This window comes from Roseburia sp. TF10-5 (assembly GCF_003462365.1).
GTDB lineage: Bacteria > Bacillota > Clostridia > Lachnospirales > Lachnospiraceae > Roseburia > Roseburia faecis.
In genome coordinates, this window is record NZ_QTYW01000006.1 from 75,922 (window position 1) to 99,200 (window position 23,279).

General features: G+C 46.3%; 16 protein-coding genes, 1 pseudogene and 1 riboswitch. Of the genes and pseudogenes, 15 read left to right on the forward strand and 2 right to left on the reverse strand.

What is annotated here, in order from left to right; genetic code table 11:
* Positions 1–114 precede the first annotated feature (114 nt).
* The 9 genes and pseudogenes from DXD06_RS07865 to DXD06_RS07905 all read left to right on the forward strand — a co-directional run bounded on the left by DXD06_RS07865 (position 115) and on the right by DXD06_RS07905 (position 11,696).
* Positions 115–1,938 carry a substrate-binding and GGDEF domain-containing protein gene (locus DXD06_RS07865; protein ID WP_117831269.1) on the forward strand — a complete coding sequence of 608 codons (1,824 nt, stop codon included), beginning with the start codon at positions 115–117 and terminating at the stop codon, positions 1,936–1,938.
* Positions 1,886–3,079, forward strand: a complete 1,194-nt coding sequence (locus DXD06_RS07870) for a DUF4422 domain-containing protein (RefSeq protein WP_243000936.1) — start codon at positions 1,886–1,888, stop codon at positions 3,077–3,079. Before DXD06_RS07865 ends, DXD06_RS07870 begins: the two co-directional genes overlap by 53 nt.
* 108 nt (positions 3,080–3,187) lie before the next feature.
* A complete protein-coding gene (locus tag DXD06_RS07875; RefSeq protein ID WP_117831270.1) occupies positions 3,188–5,188 on the forward strand; it encodes a 2-isopropylmalate synthase in 2,001 nt (666 codons plus the stop codon).
* A gap of 20 nt (positions 5,189–5,208) precedes the next feature.
* Entirely contained in the window at positions 5,209–6,588 is a 1,380-nt protein-coding gene (locus DXD06_RS07880; protein WP_117831271.1) for an NAD(P)/FAD-dependent oxidoreductase, read from the forward strand.
* A complete protein-coding gene (locus DXD06_RS07885; protein WP_117831272.1) occupies positions 6,585–7,508 on the forward strand; it encodes a hypothetical protein in 924 nt (307 codons plus the stop codon). The genes DXD06_RS07880 and DXD06_RS07885 overlap by 4 nt, the downstream gene beginning before the upstream one ends.
* Complete coding sequence (locus DXD06_RS07890) at positions 7,480–8,511, forward strand: SPL family radical SAM protein (protein ID WP_243000939.1); 1,032 nt, start codon at positions 7,480–7,482, stop codon at positions 8,509–8,511. Before DXD06_RS07885 ends, DXD06_RS07890 begins: the two co-directional genes overlap by 29 nt.
* The gene (locus DXD06_RS07895) at positions 8,504–9,214 is read left to right on the forward strand and encodes an SDR family oxidoreductase (protein ID WP_117831274.1); all 711 of its coding nucleotides are present in this window, start codon (positions 8,504–8,506) and stop codon (positions 9,212–9,214) included. Before DXD06_RS07890 ends, DXD06_RS07895 begins: the two co-directional genes overlap by 8 nt.
* A 7-nt stretch (positions 9,215–9,221) precedes the next feature.
* Entirely contained in the window at positions 9,222–9,803 is a 582-nt protein-coding gene (locus DXD06_RS07900) for a GNAT family N-acetyltransferase (protein ID WP_117831336.1), read from the forward strand.
* Positions 9,800–11,696: pseudogene (locus DXD06_RS07905) on the forward strand (SulP family inorganic anion transporter). The gene DXD06_RS07900 and the pseudogene DXD06_RS07905 overlap by 4 nt, the downstream one beginning before the upstream one ends.
* Here DXD06_RS07905 and DXD06_RS07910 read toward each other — a convergent pair.
* Complete coding sequence (locus DXD06_RS07910) at positions 11,687–13,018, reverse strand: MATE family efflux transporter (RefSeq protein ID WP_117831275.1); 1,332 nt, start codon at positions 13,016–13,018, stop codon at positions 11,687–11,689. The pseudogene DXD06_RS07905 and the gene DXD06_RS07910 overlap by 10 nt on opposite strands.
* A 179-nt stretch (positions 13,019–13,197) precedes the next feature.
* Between DXD06_RS07910 and nudC the strand changes: the two genes are divergently transcribed.
* From nudC to DXD06_RS07935, 5 genes are all read left to right on the forward strand, one after another.
* On the forward strand, positions 13,198–14,055 hold the full coding sequence (gene nudC, locus DXD06_RS07915) for an NAD(+) diphosphatase (RefSeq protein ID WP_022046960.1): 858 nt from the start codon (positions 13,198–13,200) through the stop codon (positions 14,053–14,055).
* A 140-nt stretch (positions 14,056–14,195) separates the two neighbouring features.
* Positions 14,196–15,539 carry an MATE family efflux transporter gene (locus DXD06_RS07920; protein WP_022046959.1) on the forward strand — a complete coding sequence of 448 codons (1,344 nt, stop codon included), beginning with the start codon at positions 14,196–14,198 and terminating at the stop codon, positions 15,537–15,539.
* A 91-nt stretch (positions 15,540–15,630) separates the two neighbouring features.
* Complete coding sequence (locus tag DXD06_RS07925; RefSeq protein ID WP_117831276.1) at positions 15,631–17,160, forward strand: DUF1538 domain-containing protein; 1,530 nt, start codon at positions 15,631–15,633, stop codon at positions 17,158–17,160.
* Between the two features lie 25 nt (positions 17,161–17,185).
* Entirely contained in the window at positions 17,186–17,884 is a 699-nt protein-coding gene (locus DXD06_RS07930) for a P-II family nitrogen regulator (RefSeq protein WP_117831277.1), read from the forward strand.
* A gap of 137 nt (positions 17,885–18,021) precedes the next feature.
* Positions 18,022–20,013: a diguanylate cyclase domain-containing protein gene (locus DXD06_RS07935; protein ID WP_117831278.1), complete on the forward strand. Its 1,992-nt coding sequence runs from the start codon at positions 18,022–18,024 to the stop codon at positions 20,011–20,013.
* Between the two features lie 3 nt (positions 20,014–20,016).
* Here the strand turns inward: DXD06_RS07935 and DXD06_RS07940 are convergent, their stop codons facing one another.
* Positions 20,017–21,633 (reverse strand): sensor domain-containing diguanylate cyclase, encoded by a 1,617-nt coding sequence (locus tag DXD06_RS07940; protein WP_117831279.1) that lies wholly within the window; start codon positions 21,631–21,633, stop codon positions 20,017–20,019.
* A gap of 172 nt (positions 21,634–21,805) precedes the next feature.
* A riboswitch (TPP riboswitch) is annotated at positions 21,806–21,914 on the forward strand.
* 57 nt (positions 21,915–21,971) lie between these two features.
* On the opposite strand from DXD06_RS07940, the gene thiC reads away from it, so the two are divergent.
* Entirely contained in the window at positions 21,972–23,276 is a 1,305-nt protein-coding gene (gene thiC / locus DXD06_RS07945; RefSeq protein WP_117831280.1) for a phosphomethylpyrimidine synthase ThiC, read from the forward strand.
* Positions 23,277–23,279 lie beyond the last annotated feature (3 nt).

Consider the following 23,279-nt stretch of genomic DNA (forward strand, 5'->3'; position numbering starts at 1 on the left):
GGCAGAAACAGGAAAAGAATATGTCGGCAAATGTCGAAAAACGGATGACGCTCTCTGAAATTGGTGGTATAATAGTACCAGATATGGGGAAGGAAAAAGAACAGGGGTGCGACTATGAAGATAGCAGTATTTGCGACAGGATGGAACGGTGAGTACCTGCGTGATATGTATCACGGTCTGGAAAATTCACAGAAAGAATTCCATGACTCCATACATCTGTATGCAAGTTTTGGAAGACTGGGATCAGGAGACAGTTTTAATAAATCAGAATTTGATTTTTTTGAACTGGCAGATATGTCGGAGTACGATGGATTTTTGTATCCGAGTACCACGATCAAAGAAGGGGATGTCAAGCAGCGGTTACTCGAACGGATCATAGAAAGTAAAAAGCCCTGTGTATCTCTGGAAGAGGAGATTCCCGGGCTTTCTTTTGTCGGAATCAATCAGAGCAAAGCCATGCGGCAGATCGTGCGGCATCTTGCCGGGGTTCATGGAATCCGGACATTTGGTTTTATTAACGGGATGAAAGATACCTATGAGGCGCAGATGCGTCAACAGGGGGTAGAGTCCAAAATTCGGGAACTGGGGCTTTGTCTTATGCCGGAATGGGTGGATTATGGAAATTATGAGTACCGCTCCGGGGAAACATATGCCAGAAAAATGATTGCAGCATATGAGGCAGGGGAGGAACTCCCACAGGCGGTTATCAGCGCAAATGATCTGATGGCGGCAGCTTTTTTGCAGACCATAAAAGGAACGGCGCTCGAGGGAAAGATACCAATCACAGGGTTTGACCGGTATTTTGACGGGGAATGTTTCAGCCCGACGATGACAACCATTGAACGGCCGAGAGACCAGGTGGCATATGAAGCTGTCAGGCTTCTGCACGAACTGCATGAAAAGGCAGATGGAAAGCTGGTACACAGGGAACTTTCCTACCGGTTTTTTATCGGGAATACCTGTGGCTGCACAAAGCATGTCCCATTTGATACGGAATCGTTCCGTAACCGGATTTTCTGGAAAAATCTGCAGGAATATGACGCAAAATCCAAACTCGATTCCATGCAGGAATGGGTAACCAGCCGGATCTCTTTAGAAGAGATCATGGATGCGACGGGGAGATTCTTAGATCTGGTCGGGGCAGGAAGAGGGCAGATCTTTTTGACGGATGATCTGTTTTCCCAGGAAGCCAAAAGTTATCGAAGCTGTAAGAGAGAAGTACTTAACTGGTGCAATGAAAAGAACCGGACAGAAGAAGGCGGGGTACAGGTGTTTATGCCACTGCATTATCAGTTGCACCGGATGGGATACTGTATGGTGGCTGGTGTGGATGAGATGTTTAGGACAGGAATTCTGGAAACCTTTTTCCGCAATATCTGTTATGCACTGGAAAATTATATCCAGCGGAAGCAGTATCAGGAAGTAAATCTGAAACTGCAGAAGTTGTACCGGATCGATCAGCTGACGGGAATTTATAACCGTTTTGGAATGGAAGATCTGGGACAGAAGTTTTATGAGAAAAATTGTGAGTATCATGTCAATACAAAGTTTATATTCTGCGACATCAACCGCTTAAAATACATCAACGATACGTATGGACATAAAGCCGGTGACTGGGTCATCCGAAAGACGGGGGAAGCGCTTGGAAGGCTTACCGCGGAAGACAGTCTGCCATTTCGGTTTGGCGGTGATGAATTTTTACTGCTGACGAGAGAAGAGTCCGGGATCACCGCGGAATCCATCCGGCAGAGCATTGCCGTGGTATGTGGGGAGGAAACCTCTCCGATCCGGGAATCTTTAGAGGTCAGTATCGGTGTGATTCTTGCCCCGTGGGACAGTGAATATAATATGGATGTATATCTGAATCAGGCAGATGAGGCAATGTATGAAGAAAAGAAAATGTATCATGAAAAATATGGAGACCGGCGCAGAAGATAAAAATCAACAGACTGCCATCTATGTGATGACGCATAAGGCATTTACGCCGCCACCGGACCCGTTGTATATTCCACTTCATGTGGGACGAGCGGCGGCTTCGTCATACAGCAGGGATGAGAAATCGTCCCCGCTGTCTTTTTGTGTGGGAGATAATACCGGAGATCACATTTCCGAAAAAAACTGTTATTACAGTGAACTGACGGGAATGTACTGGGTATGGAAAAACTCCCATGCAAAGGTAGTTGGTACCTGCCATTACCGCCGGTATCTTTTAAATGAGCAGGGAAAATTGTTTACAGAGGCACAGATTCTATCTCTGCTGCAGCAGTATGATGTGATCACAACGAAAGAACTGCAGCTGAATTTTTCTTATTATGAGGGATTTGCTTCTCACCACAAGATTTTATATCTGGACGAAACAGCCCGTGTGATACAGGAGATTTATCCGGATTATGCGGCGGATTTTCAGCAGCTGGTGCAGCAAAAGCACACCTATTTCGGAAATATGCTGATTGCAAAAAAAGAAGTTTATGATGCTTATATGGAATGGCTGTTTTCTATTTTATTTGAAGTGGAGCGGCGCGTGAAAGTGGAAGAAGAGGATTCTTATCACCGGAGAATTTTCGGATTCATTTCGGAGTTTTTACAGTATGTCTGGATCAGGCACAACAGGCTGCGGGTGTATGCGTGTATGGTAGGCATGCTGGGAGAAAAAGCAGAGATTGCAGAAGTCCGGTGCCGGCTGGCGGAATATTTTGACCGGGCAGATGTGGATGGAGCAAAGGCATATTTTTTGCAGGCAAAAAAAGAACGGCCGGATCTTCTGATGGAAGCATCGGATATCACCGGAGAACTTCATCTGTGTATGGAAGTGATTGCCATAGCAGGCTTAGAGCAGCAGGCATACGGTAAAAATCTTCTGACCCGTGTGCGTGGATTCCGGAATCTGATGCAGTACTGCAATAACCTGAACCGGTATGTACTGCAGAAAAAACAGGAGATCCCGGATGCCGGTCTGCAGGAGTGGGAAGAAGAAAATGAGGTAACTCCGGTTGCCAGACAGGTCGCAGAACAGGTGATGCATGCGTCTGAGGCGGAGGCATCTGTGGTACACCGGCTGCAAAATCAATTGACAAAATAAAAAACATCAATAAAATTGCTTAAATTTAATCATTTCCAAATGAGAGATTATGTGTTAAAATTACTCATTGAAATTGATAATATTTAATGTTGGAAAAGAGGAAACATCATGAAAAATTTTGACAAGTATGAAAGACAGTATTTTCTTCCTCCAGTCTGCGAATACGACTGGGCCAAAAAAGATTACATAGAGAAAGCACCAATCTGGTGTTCCGTGGACCTGCGTGACGGTAACCAGGCACTGATCGAGCCGATGAGCCTTGACGAGAAGCTGGAGTTTTTCCAGATGCTCGTGGATATCGGATTTAAGGAAATTGAAGTTGGATTCCCGGCAGCATCAGAAACAGAGTTTATTTTTATGCGTACGCTGATTGAGCGGGATATGATTCCGGATGATGTGACCGTTCAGGTACTGACACAGGCGCGTGAGCATATCATTAAAAAAACATTTGAGGCAGTCAAAGGGGCTCCGCATGCAGTTATTCATCTGTACAATTCCACTTCTGTGGCACAGCGGGAGCAGGTGTTTAAAAAAGACAAAGAGCATATCATGCAGCTGGCTGTGGATGGTGCAAAGCTGTTAAAGAGACTTGCCAGTGAGACAGAGGGAGATTTCTCTTTTGAGTACAGTCCGGAAAGTTTCCACGGAACCGAAGTGGATTACGCAGTAGATGTCTGCAATGCCGTTCTGGATGTATGGGAGCCGGATGCCGCACACAAGGCAATTATCAATATCCCGGCAACTGTTGAGACTGCAATGCCGCATGTTTTTGCTACACAGATCGAATATGTAAGCAAGCATCTGCACCACAGAGAAAATGTGGTACTCAGTCTTCATCCGCACAACGACAGAGGCTGCGGTGTCAGTGATGCTGAACTGGGACTTCTGGCAGGAGCAGACCGTATCGAAGGCACGCTGTTTGGAAACGGAGAGCGTACCGGAAATGTCGATATCATTACGCTTGCCATGAACATGTTTTCTTATGGCGTTGACCCGAAACTGGACTTTGCAGATATGCCACGCATCCGTGAGACGTATGAGCGTCTGACGAGAATGCATGTCCATGAGCGTTCTCCGTATGCCGGAGATCTTGTCTTTTCTGCGTTCTCCGGTTCCCATCAGGATGCGATTGCAAAGGGAATGGCCTGGAGAGAAGAAAAGAAATTAAAGACATGGACGGTTCCGTATCTGCCGATCGATCCGATGGATGTGGGAAGAACTTACGATGCCGATGTTATCCGTATCAACAGCCAGTCCGGAAAGGGAGGAATCAGTTATATCTTAAAGCAGAATTTCTCCATTTCTCTGCCGCAGGCAATGAAAGAAGAAGTCGGATATGCAGTGAAACAGGTATCGGATGAAGAACACAAGGAACTTTCTCCACAGTGGGTATACGAGATCTTTGAAGAAAACTATATGAACAAAATGCCGTACTTTACAATCGATGCTTGCCATTTCAAGCAGAATGATGGTATTATGGCAGAGACAGAAATTAACTTTGGCGGAAAGAAGACCATCGTCGATGCAAACGGAAACGGTCGTCTGGACGCCGTGAGCAACACAATCAAGCAGTTCTTCGGTATCAGCTACGAACTTTCTACCTATGAAGAACATGCATTGTCCCATGGATCTTCTTCTAAGGCAATCGCCTATGTGGGCATTACCTGTGAAGGAAAGAATTACTGGGGTGTCGGTATGGATGAGGATATCATCAAAGCGTCCATCCATGCGCTGACGGTTGCTGTAAATAAATTACCGCAGATTGCACAAAACGATGGGGCACAGGATGAACGCCTGACCGCCATGCTTAATTTTATCCAGAACAATTATCAGGATGTAACACTTGAGAGCATGGCAGCGCGGTTCCATCTGTCAGAGCCTTATATCTCCAAATATATCAAGGATAAATCAGGTAAGACATTTGGAGAGCACGTAGCCCATATTCGTATGAAACGTGCCAAGACTCTGCTGAAAAACGGTAATATGACGGTTGAAAATATTGCGGATGTTGTTGGATATCCGAGTGTAGAGCATTTTAACCGTACCTTTAAAAAATGCTTTGACAGGACTCCGTTGCAGTACCGCAATGAGAGCCGCGAGAAAAAATAAAAAGCCGGAGGTGGCGTCGAATGTATGATGTAATTATTATTGGAGCAGGACCGGGTGGAATTTTTTCTGCCTATGAGCTCATGAAGCAGGATGAAAATTTAAAGATTGCAGTGTTTGATGCAGGACATTCTTTGGAACAGAGACATTGTCCGATTGATGGGGAAAAGGTAAAGAGCTGTATCAGCTGCAAGACCTGTGCAATCATGAACGGATTTGGCGGAGCCGGAGCCTTTTCGGATGGTAAATACAACATCACCAATGATTTCGGCGGTACGTTATATGAATATATCGGCAGACAGAAAGCACTTGAATTGATGAAATATGTGGATACCATCAATATGTCCCACGGTGGGGAGGGTACCAAAATGTACTCCACGGCGGGCACAGATTTAAAAAAAGTGTGTCTGCAGAATAAGCTGAAGCTTCTGGATGCATCGGTTCGTCATCTGGGCACGGATGTCAATTATGTGGTGCTGAAAAATCTCTATGACGAGATGAAGGAACACATGGACTTTTTCTTTGATACCCCGGTGGAGAAGATTCAGGTCAAAGAGGACGGTTACACAGTTTCGGCAAAAGATGCAGAATATGCGTGCAGAAAATGTATCGTGTCGGTTGGACGAAGCGGAAGCAAGTGGATGGAGAATGTCTGTGAGGATCTGGAAATTCCTACCAAATCCAACCGTGTGGATATCGGTGTGCGGGTAGAACTTCCGGCAGTGATCTTTTCCCATCTGACCGATGAACTTTATGAGAGCAAGATTGTTTACCGTACGGAAAAGTTTGAGGATAATGTCCGTACGTTCTGCATGAATCCATACGGTATCGTGGTAAATGAAAATACCAATGGTATTGTGACGGTAAACGGACACAGCTATGACAGCCCGGATCTTCGCACAGAAAATACAAACTTTGCACTTTTGGTTGCCAAACATTTTTCCGAGCCGTTTAAAGACAGCAATGGATACGGAGAGAGCATTGCGCGGTTATCGAACATGTTAGGCGGTGGTGTGATCGTACAGCGTTTTGGTGATCTGGTGCGCGGACGACGCAGTAATCAGAAACGTATCGAGGAGGGGCTTGTGACACCGACACTTTCCGCAACACCGGGAGATTTAAGTCTGGTTCTTCCGAAGCGAATCTTAGATGGTATCATGGAGATGATCTATGCGCTCGATAAGATTGCACCGGGTACCGCAAACGACGATACCCTGCTGTATGGTGTGGAAGTAAAATTCTATAATATGGAAGTAGAGCTGGATGAGAATCTGCAGAGCCGGTATCCGGGACTTTATATCATCGGAGATGGCAGTGGTGTGACCCATTCACTGTCTCATGCATCTGCCAGTGGTGTTTATGTGGCAAGACACATTTTAGAAAGTGAAGGAAAAGCTATTTGATCACAATATTTACAGCTCTTTATCCGGAGGCAAAGGAACTGATCCGGGCGCTTTCTTTGAAAAAAGATATGACACAGAATCATTTTCAGGTATTTTCGGATGAAAACAATCAAATACAGATTGTCATTACCGGGGCATCCGCCATTGCGGCGGCCACGGCGGTGGCAGAGTGTTCGACCAGAAGAGAACCGGATAGCGGGGATTTTCTGATCAATTATGGGAGCTGTGCCGGCAGGAAAAATATTCCTGTCGGCACTGTTTCGCTTTGTAACAAACTGACGCAAACGGTAGACGGACGTACGTTTTATCCCGATATTTTATACCGGCATCCGTTTGGGGAAGCAGAACTATACAGTTTTCCAACGGTACAGGATCAGAAATCTTTCCAACAGTTTCTGAATAAAGATGCCGGGGCGGGGAACGGGGAAAAAGGAATCCTGGTGGATATGGAGGCTGCTGCAATATATCAGGCAGGAAACTATTACTATGCGCCGCACCAGATGCTGTTTCTTAAGGTAGTAACCGATCATGGAACAACACAGGAGCCGCAGAGTGCCGGGAGTGGAGAACATTTTTCACAGATCATGGACCGGGCAGCAGAAGAGGTTTTAACATTTATCCGGCAGCTTTTGACAATGCAGGAAAAAAACAGCAGGCAGGAGAGTATGCAGGAAGCATTTAGAAGCCAGGTAGAAGAACAGGCAAAGCTGTGGCAGGAGGCATTGCATGGTTCTGAAACCATGAAAGCGCAGATCCGGCAGATGATTTTGTATCATTCACTCTGCGAAGAAAAAGAAGCATCCGGAATGCAAACCATGTCCGGATGGTACCGGGAATATGAACAGGCAGGCCGGCTGCCGGCAAAAGACAAACGGGAAGGAAAGAGGATTCTTGAAGAACTTAGAGCACGTGTGTTATAATACACGGTTTTCCCATATTTATGTGGAACGCCGCATCCGCAATCATCCGCGTACGGAACAGATCCTTTTGCGGTTTCCACAGGCACAGATTGTGGAGATTGAACATTACAAGGATGTATTTAACCGGCATGGGCAGGACGGTGTCCGGCAGCATCAGGCACAGGCTCTCATTTTGGCAGAAAAAACCGATCATTTTTTTTATGAAGGAGCACCGGTCTGTCAGGATTTTGGCAATACCAATTTTTATTACTGTTCCACAATGATGAACTGCATCTATGATTGCAGCTACTGTTATCTTAAGGGAATGTATCCGTCCGGTCATATGGTGCTTTTTGTAAATATCGAAGATTACCTGGAAGAACTTGACCATATTCTGAAGACACAGAATATGTATGTGTGCATTTCTTATGATGCGGATCTGCTTGCCATGGAGGCTGTGACAGGATATGTCAGACTCTGGAGTGCATATGCTGCAAAACATGAAAACTTAAAGCTGGAAATCCGGACAAAATGTGCCGGCCATGCGATGTGGGATCTGCCCTGTCTGTCCAATGTGATCTATGCGTTTACCCTGTCTCCGCAGAAGATGATAGATGCGTTTGAGAAAGAAACACCTTCGGCGTTTGCACGCATAGTCTGTGCCGCGGAGGGACTTAAAAAAGGATTTCCGGTGCGCCTGTGCTTTGATCCGATGCTGTATCTGCCGTCCTGGAAGACCGATTATCTGCAATTGCTAAGTCAGATTGACCGTATTTTTGGTGACCGTATGTTGCATGACGGCTGGGAGAAACTGGTTGATGTAAGTGTGGGAACGTTCCGGATTTCACAGGAATATATGAAAAAACTCCGGCGGGTAGAACCTTTTGCACCAGCGGTACAGTATCCTTATGTCAATTGCAACGGGGTATATCAGTATCCACCGGAATTATTAAAGGAAATGGAAAGTTTTATGATCACGGAATTAACACAGAGAATGAACAAGGAGAACATATATCATGAGTAAGGCAGCGATTGTAACCGGTGCCAGTTCCGGAATCGGACTGGCAATCAGCCGGGTACTCTGTGAGAAAGGGTATGAAGTCTACGGATTTGGACGGGATTTTGCAAAAGAACAGACAAGGGAATTTGTAGAGCAGACCGCGGCATTTCATCCGGTAGAAGGCGATTTATTAGAAGAACAGAAATTATGCGATGCGGTGAAAGAGATCACAAAAACGGCAGACATTGAGGTACTTGTCAATGCGGCCGGGGTTGGTCATTATGGTCTGCATGAGGAACTGACTCCCAAAAAGATACAGGTCCTGGTCCGTACAAACCTGGAGATTCCCCTGCTTCTGACGAACCGGCTGCTTCGGGTGCTGAAGAAAAATCATGGATATATCATCAATATCTCGTCCGTGACGGCCAAGCAGAGCAGTCCGCATGGCTGTGCCTATGCGGCAACCAAGGCGGGACTGTCCAGCTTCGGAAAGAGTCTGTTTGAGGAAGCACGCAAGTACGGTGTCAAGGTGACAACGATTCATCCGGACATGACAGATACCAATCTGTACCGGGATGCGGATTTTACCTGTGGGGAGGAGCCGGAAAGTTATCTGCTGCCGGATGAAGTGGCAAAGGCGGTTGCCTATGTGCTTGACCAGCGGGAGGGCATGGTTGTGCCGGAGATTACGCTGCGGCCGCAGCTGCACCGCATTGCAAGAAAGTAGGATGAAAATGGGAAAAGAATTAAGTATACGAACTGCATCTGCGGAAGATGCCGCAGGATTGCTGGAAATTTACCGGCCTTATGTAGAACATACGGCGATCACATTTGAATATGAGATCCCGACCGTCGGAGAGTTTGAGGAAAGGATCACGAATACATTAAAACGGTATCCGTATCTGGTGGCGGAAAAAGACCATGAGATGGTCGGATATGCCTATGTCAGTCCGTTCAAAGAGCGGGCAGCTTATGACTGGTCGGTGGAGACGTCCATCTATGTACGCAAAGAGGCAAAGCAGCAGGGCATTGGACGCAGATTGTATGACAGACTGGAACAGATTTTACGGCAGCAGGGGATTTTAAATGTCAATGCCTGTATTGCCTATCCGCAGATCGAGGACGAATATCTGACAAAAGACAGTGTCTGGTTTCACGAAAAGCTGGGATATGAAATGGTGGGAACCTTTCATCAGTGTGGATATAAATTCGGCCGCTGGTATGATATGGTCTGGATGGAAAAGATGATCGGGGAGCACAGAAATGACCAGCCGGCGATGATTCCGTTTCCGGAGATTGGAGACCGGATAGGATGAAAGTGACAATCGCACAGACACTGCAGCATTATGAGAAGAAAAACCTGCCGAAAGATATTTGTGCCGGAATTATCATTATGGCCGTTTCCATCCCGATTTCCATGGGATATGCGCAGATTGCCGGTCTTCCGGCGGTATACGGTCTGTATGGATCGGTGTTTCCGATCCTGTTGTTTGCACTGTTTTCGACTTCACCACAGTTCATTTTTGGTGTGGATGCAGCTCCGGCGGCACTGATCGGAGGAGCGCTGATTGATCTGCACATAGAAAGCGGTTCAGAAGCAGCACTTAAAGTTGTGCCGGTCCTGACTCTGTTTGTGGCCGTGTGGCTTCTGGCATTTTATCTGATGAAAGCGGGAAAACTCGTGAATTACATATCTGCACCGGTGATGGGCGGTTGGAGCACTTATGACAAAGTTTCTTCCGGTCAGGGAGTGGGGCATACAGACATTAAGTGCTGTGCAGACGGGACTTCCGCGGTGGAAGGCGGTGGATCTGTCTACAGTGCCGCTTAAAGATGCCATAACGATCAGTCTGTCGGTGGCAGTAGTGATTATGGCAGAGACTCTTCTGGCAGAAAATAATTTTGCCCAGAAAAACCGCTACCGGATCAACGACAATCAGGAATTGCTGGCATTTTCCCTTGGAAATTTTGCAGCAGCTCTGACCGGATGCTGTCCGATCAACGGGTCCGTATCAAGGACCGCGATGGGAGAACAGTATCAGGGGAAAACCCAGCTGACAGGAATTGTGGCGGGAATTTCCATGATGATTCTGCTTTTGTGTGGAACAGGATTTATCGGATTTCTTCCGGTTCCGGTGCTTACCGCGATTGTGATCTCCGCATTGCTTGGAGCCACGGAATTTGAACTTGCAGTCCGTTTGTGGAAAGTCAGCCGCACGGAATGTCTGATCTTTTTTGGTGCATTTTTTGGAGTGCTGCTGCTTGGAACCATCAATGGTGTTTTGATCGGCATCATGCTTTCCTTTACCGAGATGATTATCCGTACGGCAAAACCGGCGCGGTGTTTTCTTGGCATACAGACCGGACACAGTCATTTTCGGGACCTGAAAGAGAGCAGTTCCATCCATGCCGTGGAGCATGTGGTCATTTACCGGTTCAGCAGTAATCTGTGTTTTGCCAATGTTTCGGTATTGCAGAAAGATATTGAGGATGCCATCCGCGAGGATACCCGTGCGGTGATTTTAGATGCGGGAGGCATCGGGAGTATTGATATTACGGCGGCAGATTGTCTGGAGCGGCTTTATGGCTCCCTGAAAGAAAAAGGTATCCGGTTTTATATGACGGAACATATTGCGGAGGTGAACGAACAGCTGCGCAGACTCGGACTCGGGTATATGGTGGAGGAAGGCTGCGTGCGCAGAACCATCCATATTGCACTTAAGGATATGGGGATACGTCGTCCGTATCCGCTGGAGGGCGGTGTGGACAATGTTGAAAAAAGCGCCTCCCGGAAGCGGGCAGATAACCGGGTGCAGGAATTTGTCTGGGCATTTGGTTCGGAGGCAGAACAGGAAATGGAAAAACAGATTGCCCGCCAGATTGCGCATCTGACATCGGATAAGGATGTGGAGGAGCTGATTCACGGACGCTGGTCCCATATGGAGGCGCTGGATGAGGATGAATGGCTGGAGCATCTGGAAGAACATTTAAAGGAAATTGTCAATATTTCCGGGAAAGATGAGGAGACACTGGCAAAAAGGCTGGAAGAACACCGGCAGGAAGTACATGACCGGATTGCACAGGAACATCCGGAACTGGCAGAACGTTTCCGGGAACGCAGACATCTGCTGGATGAGCATCTGCGGGAGCGCAGGCCGGAGGTATACGAACTGGTAATCAGACTTCGCGAAAAAAAGGATCAGGCATAATGATATTTTTTGCGGTTTCTGACAAAGAAGGTTACCGTGAGCCCTAACGTGAGAAGTTCTGCTACTGCCACGGCACTCCAGATTCCGTTGATGTCGAGAAGCAGTGGCAGAAGGAGTACGGCAGCCAGCTGGAACACCAGTGTCCGCAGAAAAGAGATTGCAGCAGATATCAGTCCGTTGTTTAATGCCGTAAAAAACGAAGAACCGTAAATATTAAATCCATTGATCAGATAGGCAATGCAGTAAATACGGAAACCGTTTTGGGTCATGGAAAACAGATCCGCATCATATCCGACAAAGATGGCGGCCAGAGGTCTGGCGATCAGCTGCGCCAGAATAAACAGCATGAGTCCCCAGATTCCGATGAGCCGCAGACTTTTTTGGAACAGATTTTTTAATTCGTCATGGTTGCCCGCTCCGTAGTGATAGCTGACAAGCGGCGCACTTCCGATGGAATATCCCAGAAAAATTGCAATAAAAATAAAGTTTACATACATGATCGTTCCAAACGCAGCCACACCGTTTTCTCCGGCAAGATTCATAAGCTGAATATTGTACAGAGAGTTTACAATGGAACTGGAAAGGTTGGTCATCAGTTCGGACGAACCGTTTCCGCAGGCGCACAGAAAAATTTTCCCGTTAAAGTGTGTGCGCCCGAGTTTAAGAAGGCTGGAATTTCTGCGTGCAAAATAAAGGATCGGAAACAGACCACCGATACATTCGCTGGTGACCGTTGCAAATGCCGCACCGGCCAGACCGATCTGGAACACTCCTACCAGTAAAAAGTCCAGAACCATATTGGTGACACCCGCGATGACGATGACACCAAGACCAAGTTTTGGTTTTTCTGCGGTGACAAAGAAACTCTGGAATACGTTCTGGAGCATAAAGGCCGGCATGGAGAGCAGCGTAATGCGGGCATAAAGCACACAGTTTGTCAACAGCGCACCGTCGGCACCAAGCCCGCGGGCAATCAGCGGGGAAAAGAGGATGCCGAGCGCGGAGAGGACAATGCCTCCGATCAGCGTGAGGTATACCAGCATGGAAAAGTATTCGTTTGCCTGCTCTTTTTTGCCTTCGCCCAATGTCTTTGCAACGATCGCGCTTCCTCCGGTACCGATCATGAAGCCTAAAGCGGAGATTGCCATGAGAAACGGCATGATCAGATTGACGGCGGCAAATGCAGTCTTTCCGACGTAATTGGAAACAAAGAGCCCGTCCACTACACCGTAGATGGAAGTAAAGATCATCATGACGATGGAAGGAAGGACGAAGCGCAGCAATTTTTTGTAAGTGAAATGTTCGGATAATTGTATCTTCATATAAAATCCCCCTGTTGTGTGTAGATAGATAAATATACAGTATAGCCGTATCCCGGATTTTCGTCAAGAAAATTTGATATTTTGGAGGCTTTATGCGATAATTTATGCGGTTGATCTGACATTACCGGAGTCAGACGCGGACAAAACAATGACAAGATCAGGAAAAGAGAGAATCAATCATGATACAGGATATTTATCCAATGAAATTAGACAATGCATTTGAAATGAAAGAACCGGATGCCGACAGCAGGATACTGGCATTTCGTGATCGGACGGTTTATCTGAAAAACGAGGGGGAGATCACATTTCTTAAGTATCACGTGTGGGTGGAATACTGTAAGACACATCACAAAAAAGTGCCCGGACTGGTATATCTGTTTTCCGTGGATGACATATCTTTTTATCTGACAGAGCTTTATGAAGATGTGGAAATTCCGGGATTTATGTATCATAAACTGTTTGCGGTCCGGTCCATGAAACCGAAGGAGCGTGTATTTGCCGCAACAACGGCATGGCATCTGTATGTGTGGTACCGGGATAATCAATTCTGCGGCAGATGCGCACATCCGCTTGTACACAGCCGCACGGAGCGCATGTTGCAGTGTCCGGTCTGTAACAATATGGTTTTTCCGAAGATTGCGCCGGCAGTCATCATCGGACTGACAAATAACGATCAGATCATGATGACAAAGTATGCAGGTAGGGAATACAAACGGTATGCGCTCATTGCCGGGTTTACGGAAATCGGGGAAACCGTGGAAGAAACTGTCCACCGGGAGGTGATGGAAGAAGTCGGGCTGAAAGTGAAAAATATCCGTTATTATAAAAGCCAGCCATGGGGCTTTGACAGTAACCTTCTGATGGGATTTTTCTGCGATCTGGCAGAAGAAGGTGAGATCCGGCTCGAAGAGGAGGAACTGTCACTTGCCGAATGGGTAGATTACCGGGATGTGCCGGATGATCCGGAGGGATTAAGTCTCACTAGGGAGATGATGACCTATTTCCGGAAGCAGCGCGAACAGGGGTTAAATCCCTGACCGGATTTTCTGGGCTTTTTCCAGAAACGATTCCCGTTGTTTTTATAGTATCTATCCTTTACAAATTGTGATATTATTATTTTCGACAAAAAATATGTTTATTTTATGAAAAAAGAGAAATTTTTTTACGAGGTAATAAAATGAAAGATCTTACAAAAGGAAAACCTTCCCGATTAATACTCGCTTTTGCGCTTCCGATTTTTCTGGCCAATCTGCTGCAGCTTACATACAGCCTGGTGGATACCCGGATTGTCGGATCGTTTCTGGGGGAAGATGCACTTGCGGCTGTCGGTGCCACAAGTTCACTGAGCAATCTGATCATCGGCTTTCTGATGGGGCTTTCCAACGGGTTTGCCATCATCACTGCACAGCGGTTCGGAGCAAAGGATCTGCGCGGGGTGAAAAAATCGTTTGCCATGTCACTGACACTCGGAATTGCTGTTGCTGCGGGACTGACGGTTCTCGGTCTGCTTTTTCTGCAGCCGATTTTACGCTTTTTAAATGTACCGGAAAATTTAAGGACAATGGCGGGGTCTTATATTGTAATTATTATTGCGGGATTGATTGCAACATTTCTTTATGATGCCTGCGCTGCTGCACTGCGTGCACTCGGAGATACCATTACGCCTTTGGTGATTCTTGCAATCTCTGTCATATTGAACATTGCGGGGGATCTCTTTTTTGTGGTCGTTTTAAAAACGGGGGTAAGGGGAGCCGCGGTTGCCACGGTTTCGGCACAGGCGTTGGCGTTTGTGATCTGCTGGATCTATATGATAAAACGGTATGAACTGCTCCGGTTGTCCGGGGACGATTTCAAAGAGCCACAGCCGCAGATGATCCAAAGCATGCTGAGCGCGGGTCTGTCCATGGGGTTTATGAGTTCCCTGATCAATATCGGTTCCCTGACGCTGCAGACGGCAATCAATAAACTGGGACAGAACATTATCGTTGCACATACCGCAGCCCGCAAAATATCGGAAATGTTTATGATTATGTTTACGGTATTCGGACAGACGATGGCAACATACTGCGGACAGAATCTTGGAGCAGGACGGATTGACCGGATAAAAAAGGGAATCGGGCTTGCAATTTTATATACCTGTATCTGGTGCAGCTTTACCATTGTTGCAAGTTATACAATCGGAGACTGGCTGGTTTACATGGTAACTGGAAGCAAAAATGCCGAAGTACTGAAGAATGCAACCAATTATCTGAAGTTTGATACGCTGTTTTATTTTGTCACGGCAGTGATATGTGTCGTCCGTAATGCCATGCAGGGGCTGGGAGACCATATTACACCGCTGGTATCAAGTTCACTGGAAATGATCGGCAAAATCGTGATTGCAGCAACACTCGTTCCGTGGTTTGGCTACACAGGTGTAATCGTGGCGGAACCACTCGTATGGTTTATTATGGTCATTCCTCTGCTGATACAGATTTTCCGCATGCCGGTTTTAAAAAATAATATTTTAACCAAATCTTAGGAAAAATTTGCTGGTTTTTCCTTCTAGTGTATGATAATATGGCATACATATATAAATTGTATGAAAATATACCGGAAGAAGGAGGGATTGTTTGGAAAAGAGAAAAGAAAAAGCAAAAGAATCCATACAGGCAGTATTGCCGATTCTGTTCATTGTATTGTTACTGAGTTTTACAGTGGCACCGGTGTCCGCCAGTATTCTGCTGGAATTTATGATCGGTGCGGTGTTTGTAATTATAGGCATGCTGTTTTTTTCCATGGGTGCCGAAATGTCAATGTCTCCTATGGGGGAACGTGTAGGAGGCAGCATGCTTAAAACCAAAAAACTATGGGTGATCCTCCTTCTGGGCTTTTTTCTCGGGGTCATCATTACCATTTCAGAACCGGATCTGCAGGTGCTTGCCGCTCAGGTGCCGTCGGTGCCGAATATGGTGCTGATTCTTTCGGTGGCAGCCGGGGTTGGCGCATTTCTTGTTGTAGCACTGCTTCGTATTTTATTTGGAATAGCGTTAGCCCCGTTATTAGTTGTGTTCTATGGTGTGATATTTGTGATCGCAAGGTTTGTTCCGGATAATTTTCTGGCGGTGGCGTTTGATTCCGGAGGTGTGACGACCGGACCGATGACGGTTCCGTTTATTATGGCACTTGGTGTTGGTATTTCTGCAATCCGAAATGATAAGCATGCGGAAAACGACAGTTTCGGACTGGTTGCACTGTGTTCGATCGGTCCTGTTCTTGCGGTATTGCTCCTGGGACTGGTATATCCTGCCCAGGGAAGTTATGTGGCAGCGGGCGTGCCGGAAACTTTCAATTCTGTGGAACTTGGCCGGCTGTTTTTATCCGAAATTCCCTATTATCTCAAAGAAATTGCAGGTTCCCTGCTTCCAATCGTTTTCTTTTTTGGAATTTTCCAGCTTGTTTCCATTCAACTACATAAAAAGACATTGATTAAAATCTGTGTGGGACTGCTTTACACGTATGTCGGACTGGTACTTTTCCTGACCGGTGCCAATGTCGGATTTATTCCCGCAGGAAACTATCTTGGAACCGTTATGGCATCACTGCCGTGTCCGTGGATTTTAGTCCCGGTCGGAATGGTGATCGGATATTTCATTGTCAAGGCAGAGCCGGCCGTCTATGTCCTGATGAAACAGGTAGAAGAACTGACCGATGGGGATATTTCCGGAAAAGCGATGCAGATCAGCCTTTCAGTTGGTGTGGCTGCTTCGGTCGGGCTTTCCATGCTGCGGGTGCTTACCGGAATTCCGATTATGTATTTTTTAATTCCGGGCTATGCCATTGCACTGTTTCTGACGTTATTTGTTCCGAAAATCTTTACCGCGATTGCGTTTGACTCTGGAGGCGTGGCATCCGGTCCGATGACGGCAACTTTTCTGCTGCCACTGGCACAGGGCGCTTGTACGGCAGTAGGCGGCGATGTGGTAAAGGATGCCTTCGGCGTGGTAGCGATGGTTGCCATGACTCCGCTGATTACGCTGCAGGTCCTCGGGCTGATCTATAAGATTAAGAGTAATAAAAAGGAAGAAATGGCAGAACAGCCATTCCTGCAGGCAGAGGATGTGTTTGCCGGGTATGCGGATGATGCAATTATAGAATTATAGAAAAACAGGAAAGAGGAGCGGACAAATGAGTGAGATCTATATGATGGTTACGATCTGCAATCGAAAACAGATGCAGAAATTTGTGAAGTTTTATAAGCAAAATCACGTGGATACTGGAAATATTTCTCTTGCCATGGGAACAGCGGCCAGCGATGTACTGGATTACTTCGGACTCGAGGAGGATGAGAAAGGCATTCATTTTTGTCTGGTCACACGTCCCACCTGGAAAACCGTGAAAAAGGGATTGCAGACGGAACTGAAAATTGATGTGCCCGGGACGGGAATTGTCTTTCTGATACCGCTTAGCAGTATTGGCGGAAAACAGCAGCTGAAATTTATGCTGGGAGAACAGGAATTCGAGAAAGGGGAGGAGACAACGTTGAAGGAGACAAAACATGAGCTGATCATTGCAATTGCCAATTACGGATACAATACGCAGGTGATGCGTGCGGCAGAAGAAGGCGGAGCCACCGGGGGAACGGTTTTTCACGGGAAAGGTGTCGGAATGAAACGGGCAGAACAGTTTCTCGGCGTATCGCTGGTTTCCGAAAAAGAAATTGTATTTATTGTTACGAAAACGGAACAGAAAAATGCGATTATGAAATCCATCATGGAAAAAGCCGGAATCGGGACAAAAGCGGGAACCATTGCGTTTTCTCTTCCGGTTACCAGCACAGCCGGACTTCGGATTATCGAGGATTCCGGAGAATGTGAAGAGATTTAGATCACATTCCACAAATTTATCCGACTAAAATTAGCTAAAAATATAATTGATATAAACATAAAATTATATTAAAATAATTTTATTAAGAATAGAAAATGAGCTAACTTTAATTGAAATGAGCTAAGGGGCGGATAGATATGACAAAAACAAGGAAAACCATAGGCGTGATGGTCGGAGGCATCACAGACGATTTTACACGTTTTTTGTGTAAAGGTCTGAGGGAGGCAGCAAAAGAGCAGGATGTCAACATGGTAGTGCTTCCGGGAAAATTTTTAGACCGTGATTACGCGCAGAACACGGATATTATGTATGAATATCAGTATGATACCCTGTTTTCGAGTGTACAAAAAGGCCGTCTGGACGGGATTATCGTAGCGGCAAACTGTATTGGCTGTTACACGACGAAAGAACGTATGGTTGAATTTATGCATCACTATGATGGAATTCCATGCGTTCTGGTTTCCTCTGATCTGGAAGGATATGTAAATGTCAGTTATGACAATGACCGTGGAATCCGGCAGGGAATCGATTATCTCGTGCAGGATCTGCATTACACAAAAATCGGAATGGTAGGCGGACCGAAGGAAAATTCCGATGCAATGGAGCGCAAAGCTACGTTTGAGAGTGCACTCTGGAAGAACGGTATCTTACCGCAGGAAAAACGGTATGTGGAAGGGGATCTGACGGGAAATGCGCATAGCACCTATGCCAGACTTCTGGATGACAATCCGGATCTGGAAGCCGTTTTTTGTGTCAATGATGAAACTGCAGCCGGATTTTATGAAGAACTGAAGGCGCGGGGGCTTATGCCGGGAAGGGATATCTCGGTTTTCGGGTATGATGATACGGAGTGGTGTTCCCAGATTTATCCGACACTTTCTTCGGTACGTGCGGATGTGTCAAAACTTGGCAGCAAAGCATGTGAACTGTTATGCCGGATGATGCAGGGAGAAAAAGTCTCTTCTGTGCGCCTTCCGACCGATCTGGTGATCCGGAATTCGTTTTGCCGGGGAAATCAGGAAGAAGTGGATGCGCGCAATGATGTGCTGGAAAAGTACGAGTCCATGAATCACTGGGCCGATGAACTGTTCGGAAAGCAGAAACGGGTAAATTTCGAAATGAAAAACTTTATTTTGAAACTGCTTTGTTTTGAAAAAGGAACCGATCAGAGTTTTGGGGAAATTCTTGCAACAATGGAATGGTTAAAGATACATAATGCATTTTTGTACATCTATGAGGAGCCGGTCATTCATCTGAATCATGAATTATTTCAGATGCCGGAGCAGCTGCTGCTGAAAGCCAGGGAACTTCATGGAAATGTAGAAAATATACCCGCCATTCATCAGAAAAAAAAGGCAAAAAATATTTTCCGGTTTTCCAGGCTGGGAATGTCTGACCGGGCATGGATGGTAACGCTTCCTCTGTATGCCAATGAAATGCTGTATGGAATTTTAGTGTGTGATCTGACCGATGAAGTGCTGGAATATGGAGAATTTTTAAGTAATCAGATTTCGGCAGCAGTCAAGATGCTGAATCTTCTGAAAAACAATGAGGATATTCAGAAACAGTTAGAGGAATCTCTGTATGTCTTAAAGGAAAACAATCTGGAACTGGAAACACTTTCAAAGAAAGATCCACTGACCGGGATCTGTAACCGGAGGGGATTTTTCGAATATGCGGAGCCTATGCTGAAAAAAGCAAGAGCAGCGGAAAAAACATTTCTGGTGCTTTATGCGGATATGAACAATCTTAAAATCATCAATGACCGGTACGGACATGAGGAAGGGGATTATTCCCTGCACACCATCGCGGAAATTCTTGCAGAGATTGTCCAAAAGGAGCAGACAGGGGATGGGGTTGTTGCGAGAATCGGCGGGGATGAGTATGCATGTGCACTGATGACGGAAAAGAAAAAAGAACTGTTATTACAGGAGTTATACGATGCATTCACCGTTCGGAATGAACAGAGTGACAAACCGTATAACGTAACGGTTTCCATCGGTGCCTGTGCGTTAGAGCCGGGCGATGAGCACAGTCTTGCGGATGCACTTTCGCTTGCGGACGAGCAGTTGTATGAGGTAAAGAAGCTCCGAAAAAAGGATGTCGCAAAAATACCGCTGCAGGCTTAAGCCTCAGCGGTAAGAAAATGTTTTTAACTGTTTTTTGTTTTCGTACATATTCTGATCTGCCCGCTTTTGAAGGGCATCCAGATCCGCATCTGTCCGTGGATCAAAGACAGCATATCCACAGGCAATCTGCAGATGGATGTTTCGGGAGGAGGCGTTGTAAACGGCCTCCTCTTTTCGCAGACAGCAGATCAGATGGCTGATATCACAGGTATTATGGTCGTCAATCAAAACACAGAATTCATCCCCGCCGATGCGGTACAGTTTTCCGTGACGGGAGAAAATTTTCCGGAGAATATGTGCGGCATCCGTAATATACTGATCCCCACAGTCATGTCCGAATTTATCATTGTAGTATTTCAGGTTGTTCAGGTCAAATACAAACAACAGAAGATTTGTCAGTTTTTTGCACCGGCTGGTATCTTCGTGGTAAGCATTCCGGTTGTAGCAGCCGGTCAGGAGATCCTTTTCCGCAAGTTCACGGTAGAGAGCCGCGCGACGGCCGGTATCGATTTCCTTTAGGGATACGAATGCGGTGTCGCAGGCAAGGGTTACGATAAAAAGCAGCATGGCGATGCGGCCGACAATTTCGATGTCCTGCGACCCCTGATAATAATTGTACATGTCGGAAAAAAGAGCACCGATCAGAATAATGATCCCTATGGTACAGATCCACAGGGCATGTGTCGTCGTGTGGTGATAAAATTTGTTGCAGATGGTATAGATAAAATATAAAACTGCAAGGCCGATCATGACATGGGTCATCCAGAGTGTCTGCGTCAGGTCACGGATATCCATAAGCTGCAGGAATAAAACAACTGCAATCTCTGCCACATCCAGCCAGACAAAAATCCGGCAAAGATACCGGTCCCTTGCTTTTAAATAATGCCGGACGAACATCATAAAAGGAATGGGCAGCAGCAGAAGAAGCATGCGGGTCACATAGGAATGGAACACCGGGTTCTGTGACAGAAGAATGGAAGAGCTTGTTTCCAGGCAGAACCATGCACCAAGATCCGTTGTAAGAATTCCCAGATACAGCATGGATTTGCTCACATATGCCCAATGATGCACAAACAGCCAGTAGATGAGCATCAGAATGCCAAGTACAACGTTCATAATGCCGAGGAGCATGGGGATCCCTGCTTTTAAAAGTTCATGGCGAAACATATGGACACCATCGCCCTGATAGAAAACCGGATCAGACACCTGTTTGTCCAGGTTGCAGTTGGTGAGTGTGACGAGGATGCTACGTGTATTTTCCGGGACAGAGACCATTTCACAATTACGTCCGGTTGTATGCAGAATACTGTCCGTTTTGAGGCTGCGCGTATAAAGCAGCTTTCCGTCTACTTCCACAACCACGGTCTGATGCTGGCTGTAAAACATCAGGGTAGAAGCCTTTTTGGTCCATCGGACATCGGAAATCCGGTAAACAGTAGTTGCTTTGGATACCTTAACACGCCGGGACGGGAGCATCTGGATGTGCAGATCCGCGCTGTGGTTGCTGAGACTGTATGAGGTACACTGCCAGCCGAAAACCAGTGCAACAGCTGCAATGATAAGAATAAGCAGATAAAGCGTGCTTGTAGTTTTGTATTTGGTTAAATCAGGTTTTTTCATAACATGTATTCTCCGTAATAAGAGGTTCCTGTAAATTTGCCTAATAGTTTCATCATAGCGTAAAACACAGAAAATGACAATCTACTTCCTGGCAAATTTATGTATTTTTATCGGAACTTACAGGGAAAATCTTGACAGCATCCATGGATTGTATAATAATGAACTATATTTAAAATAAGAAAAAGGGAGCTTTCAAAAAGAAGGCTGAGAGTAAGCTGTATTGCTTTGACCTGTAACCTGATTTGGATAATGCCAACGTAGGGAAAAATGAAAGTTACCACACACGTATAAGCATTATACGTGTGTTTTTTTATTTTATACAAGGAAGGGAGAAACCAATGAGAGAATACAAAACGCAGATGGAAGCTGCAAGAAAAGGAATCGTAACAGAAGAATTAAAAAAAGTTGCACAGAAGGAACATATGCGTGTAGAGGAACTGATGCCTCTGGTGGCAGCCGGAAAGGTTGCCATCTGCGCAAATAAAAACCATAAATGTCTGGACCCGCAGGGGGTGGGCTCCATGCTCCGGACCAAAATCAATGTCAATCTCGGAGTATCCAGGGACTGGAAAGATTATGATATTGAAATGCAGAAAGTTATGGCAGCGGTGGATATGGGAGCGGACGCAATCATGGATCTGTCTTCCCATGGAGATACTACAGGATTCCGGAGAAAACTGACTTCGGAATGTCCGGCGATGATTGGAACTGTACCGGTATACGATTCTGTGATACACTATCAGAGAGACCTGGCAACACTCACGGCAAAAGATTTTATTGATGTTGTACGTCTGCATGCAGAGGATGGTGTGGATTTTGTTACTCTGCACTGCGGCATTACCAGAAAAACCATCGATCAGATCAAAAACCACAAGCGGAAGATGAACATTGTATCCCGTGGCGGTTCTTTAGTATTTGCGTGGATGACAATGACCGGGGAAGAAAATCCGTTTTATGAATATTATGATGAAATTCTTGACATCTGCCGGGAATATGATGTGACAATCTCACTGGGAGATGCCTGTCGTCCGGGATGTCTTGCAGATGCTTCGGATGTCTGTCAGATTGAGGAACTTGTCCGTCTGGGAGAACTGACAAAACGTGCCTGGGAAAAGGATGTCCAGGTTATGGTGGAAGGGCCGGGACATATGCCGATGGATCAGATTGCTGCAAATATGAAGATCCAGCAGACCATCTGCATGGGTGCACCGTTTTATGTACTGGGGCCTCTGGTGACCGATATTGCGCCGGGATATGATCATATCACTTCTGCCATCGGTGGTGCGATCGCTGCTGCCAACGGTGCGGCATTCCTCTGCTATGTGACACCAGCTGAGCATCTGGCACTTCCGAATGTGGACGATGTAAAGCAGGGAATTATGGCATCAAAGATTGCAGCGCACGCGGCAGATATCGCAAAGCATGTACCGGGAGCCATGGAGATGGACAATAAGATGGCGGATGCCAGAAGAGTACTGGACTGGGAAGCACAGTGGGCATGTGCCATGGACCCGGAGACCGCCAAAGCCATTCGTGCGGACCGGGCACCGGAACAGGAGGATACCTGTTCCATGTGCGGTAAATTCTGCGCTGTCCGCAGCATGAATAAAGCATTAAACGGAGAGTATATTGACATCTTATAGGAG

Coding starts and splice junctions, on each gene's coding strand:
- DXD06_RS07865 (WP_117831269.1), top strand. CDS start 115: ATGAAGATAGCAGTATTTGCGACAGGATGGAACGGTGAGTACCTGCGT.
- DXD06_RS07870 (WP_243000936.1), top strand. CDS start 1,886: ATGAAGAAAAGAAAATGTATCATGAAAAATATGGAGACCGGCGCAGAA.
- DXD06_RS07875 (WP_117831270.1), top strand. CDS start 3,188: ATGAAAAATTTTGACAAGTATGAAAGACAGTATTTTCTTCCTCCAGTC.
- DXD06_RS07880 (WP_117831271.1), top strand. CDS start 5,209: ATGTATGATGTAATTATTATTGGAGCAGGACCGGGTGGAATTTTTTCT.
- DXD06_RS07895 (WP_117831274.1), top strand. CDS start 8,504: ATGAGTAAGGCAGCGATTGTAACCGGTGCCAGTTCCGGAATCGGACTG.
- DXD06_RS07900 (WP_117831336.1), top strand. CDS start 9,222: ATGGGAAAAGAATTAAGTATACGAACTGCATCTGCGGAAGATGCCGCA.
- DXD06_RS07910 (WP_117831275.1), bottom strand. CDS start 13,018: ATGAAGATACAATTATCCGAACATTTCACTTACAAAAAATTGCTGCGC.
- nudC (WP_022046960.1), top strand. CDS start 13,198: ATGATACAGGATATTTATCCAATGAAATTAGACAATGCATTTGAAATG.
- DXD06_RS07920 (WP_022046959.1), top strand. CDS start 14,196: ATGAAAGATCTTACAAAAGGAAAACCTTCCCGATTAATACTCGCTTTT.
- DXD06_RS07930 (WP_117831277.1), top strand. CDS start 17,186: ATGAGTGAGATCTATATGATGGTTACGATCTGCAATCGAAAACAGATG.
- DXD06_RS07935 (WP_117831278.1), top strand. CDS start 18,022: ATGACAAAAACAAGGAAAACCATAGGCGTGATGGTCGGAGGCATCACA.
- DXD06_RS07940 (WP_117831279.1), bottom strand. CDS start 21,633: ATGAAAAAACCTGATTTAACCAAATACAAAACTACAAGCACGCTTTAT.
- thiC (WP_117831280.1), top strand. CDS start 21,972: ATGAGAGAATACAAAACGCAGATGGAAGCTGCAAGAAAAGGAATCGTA.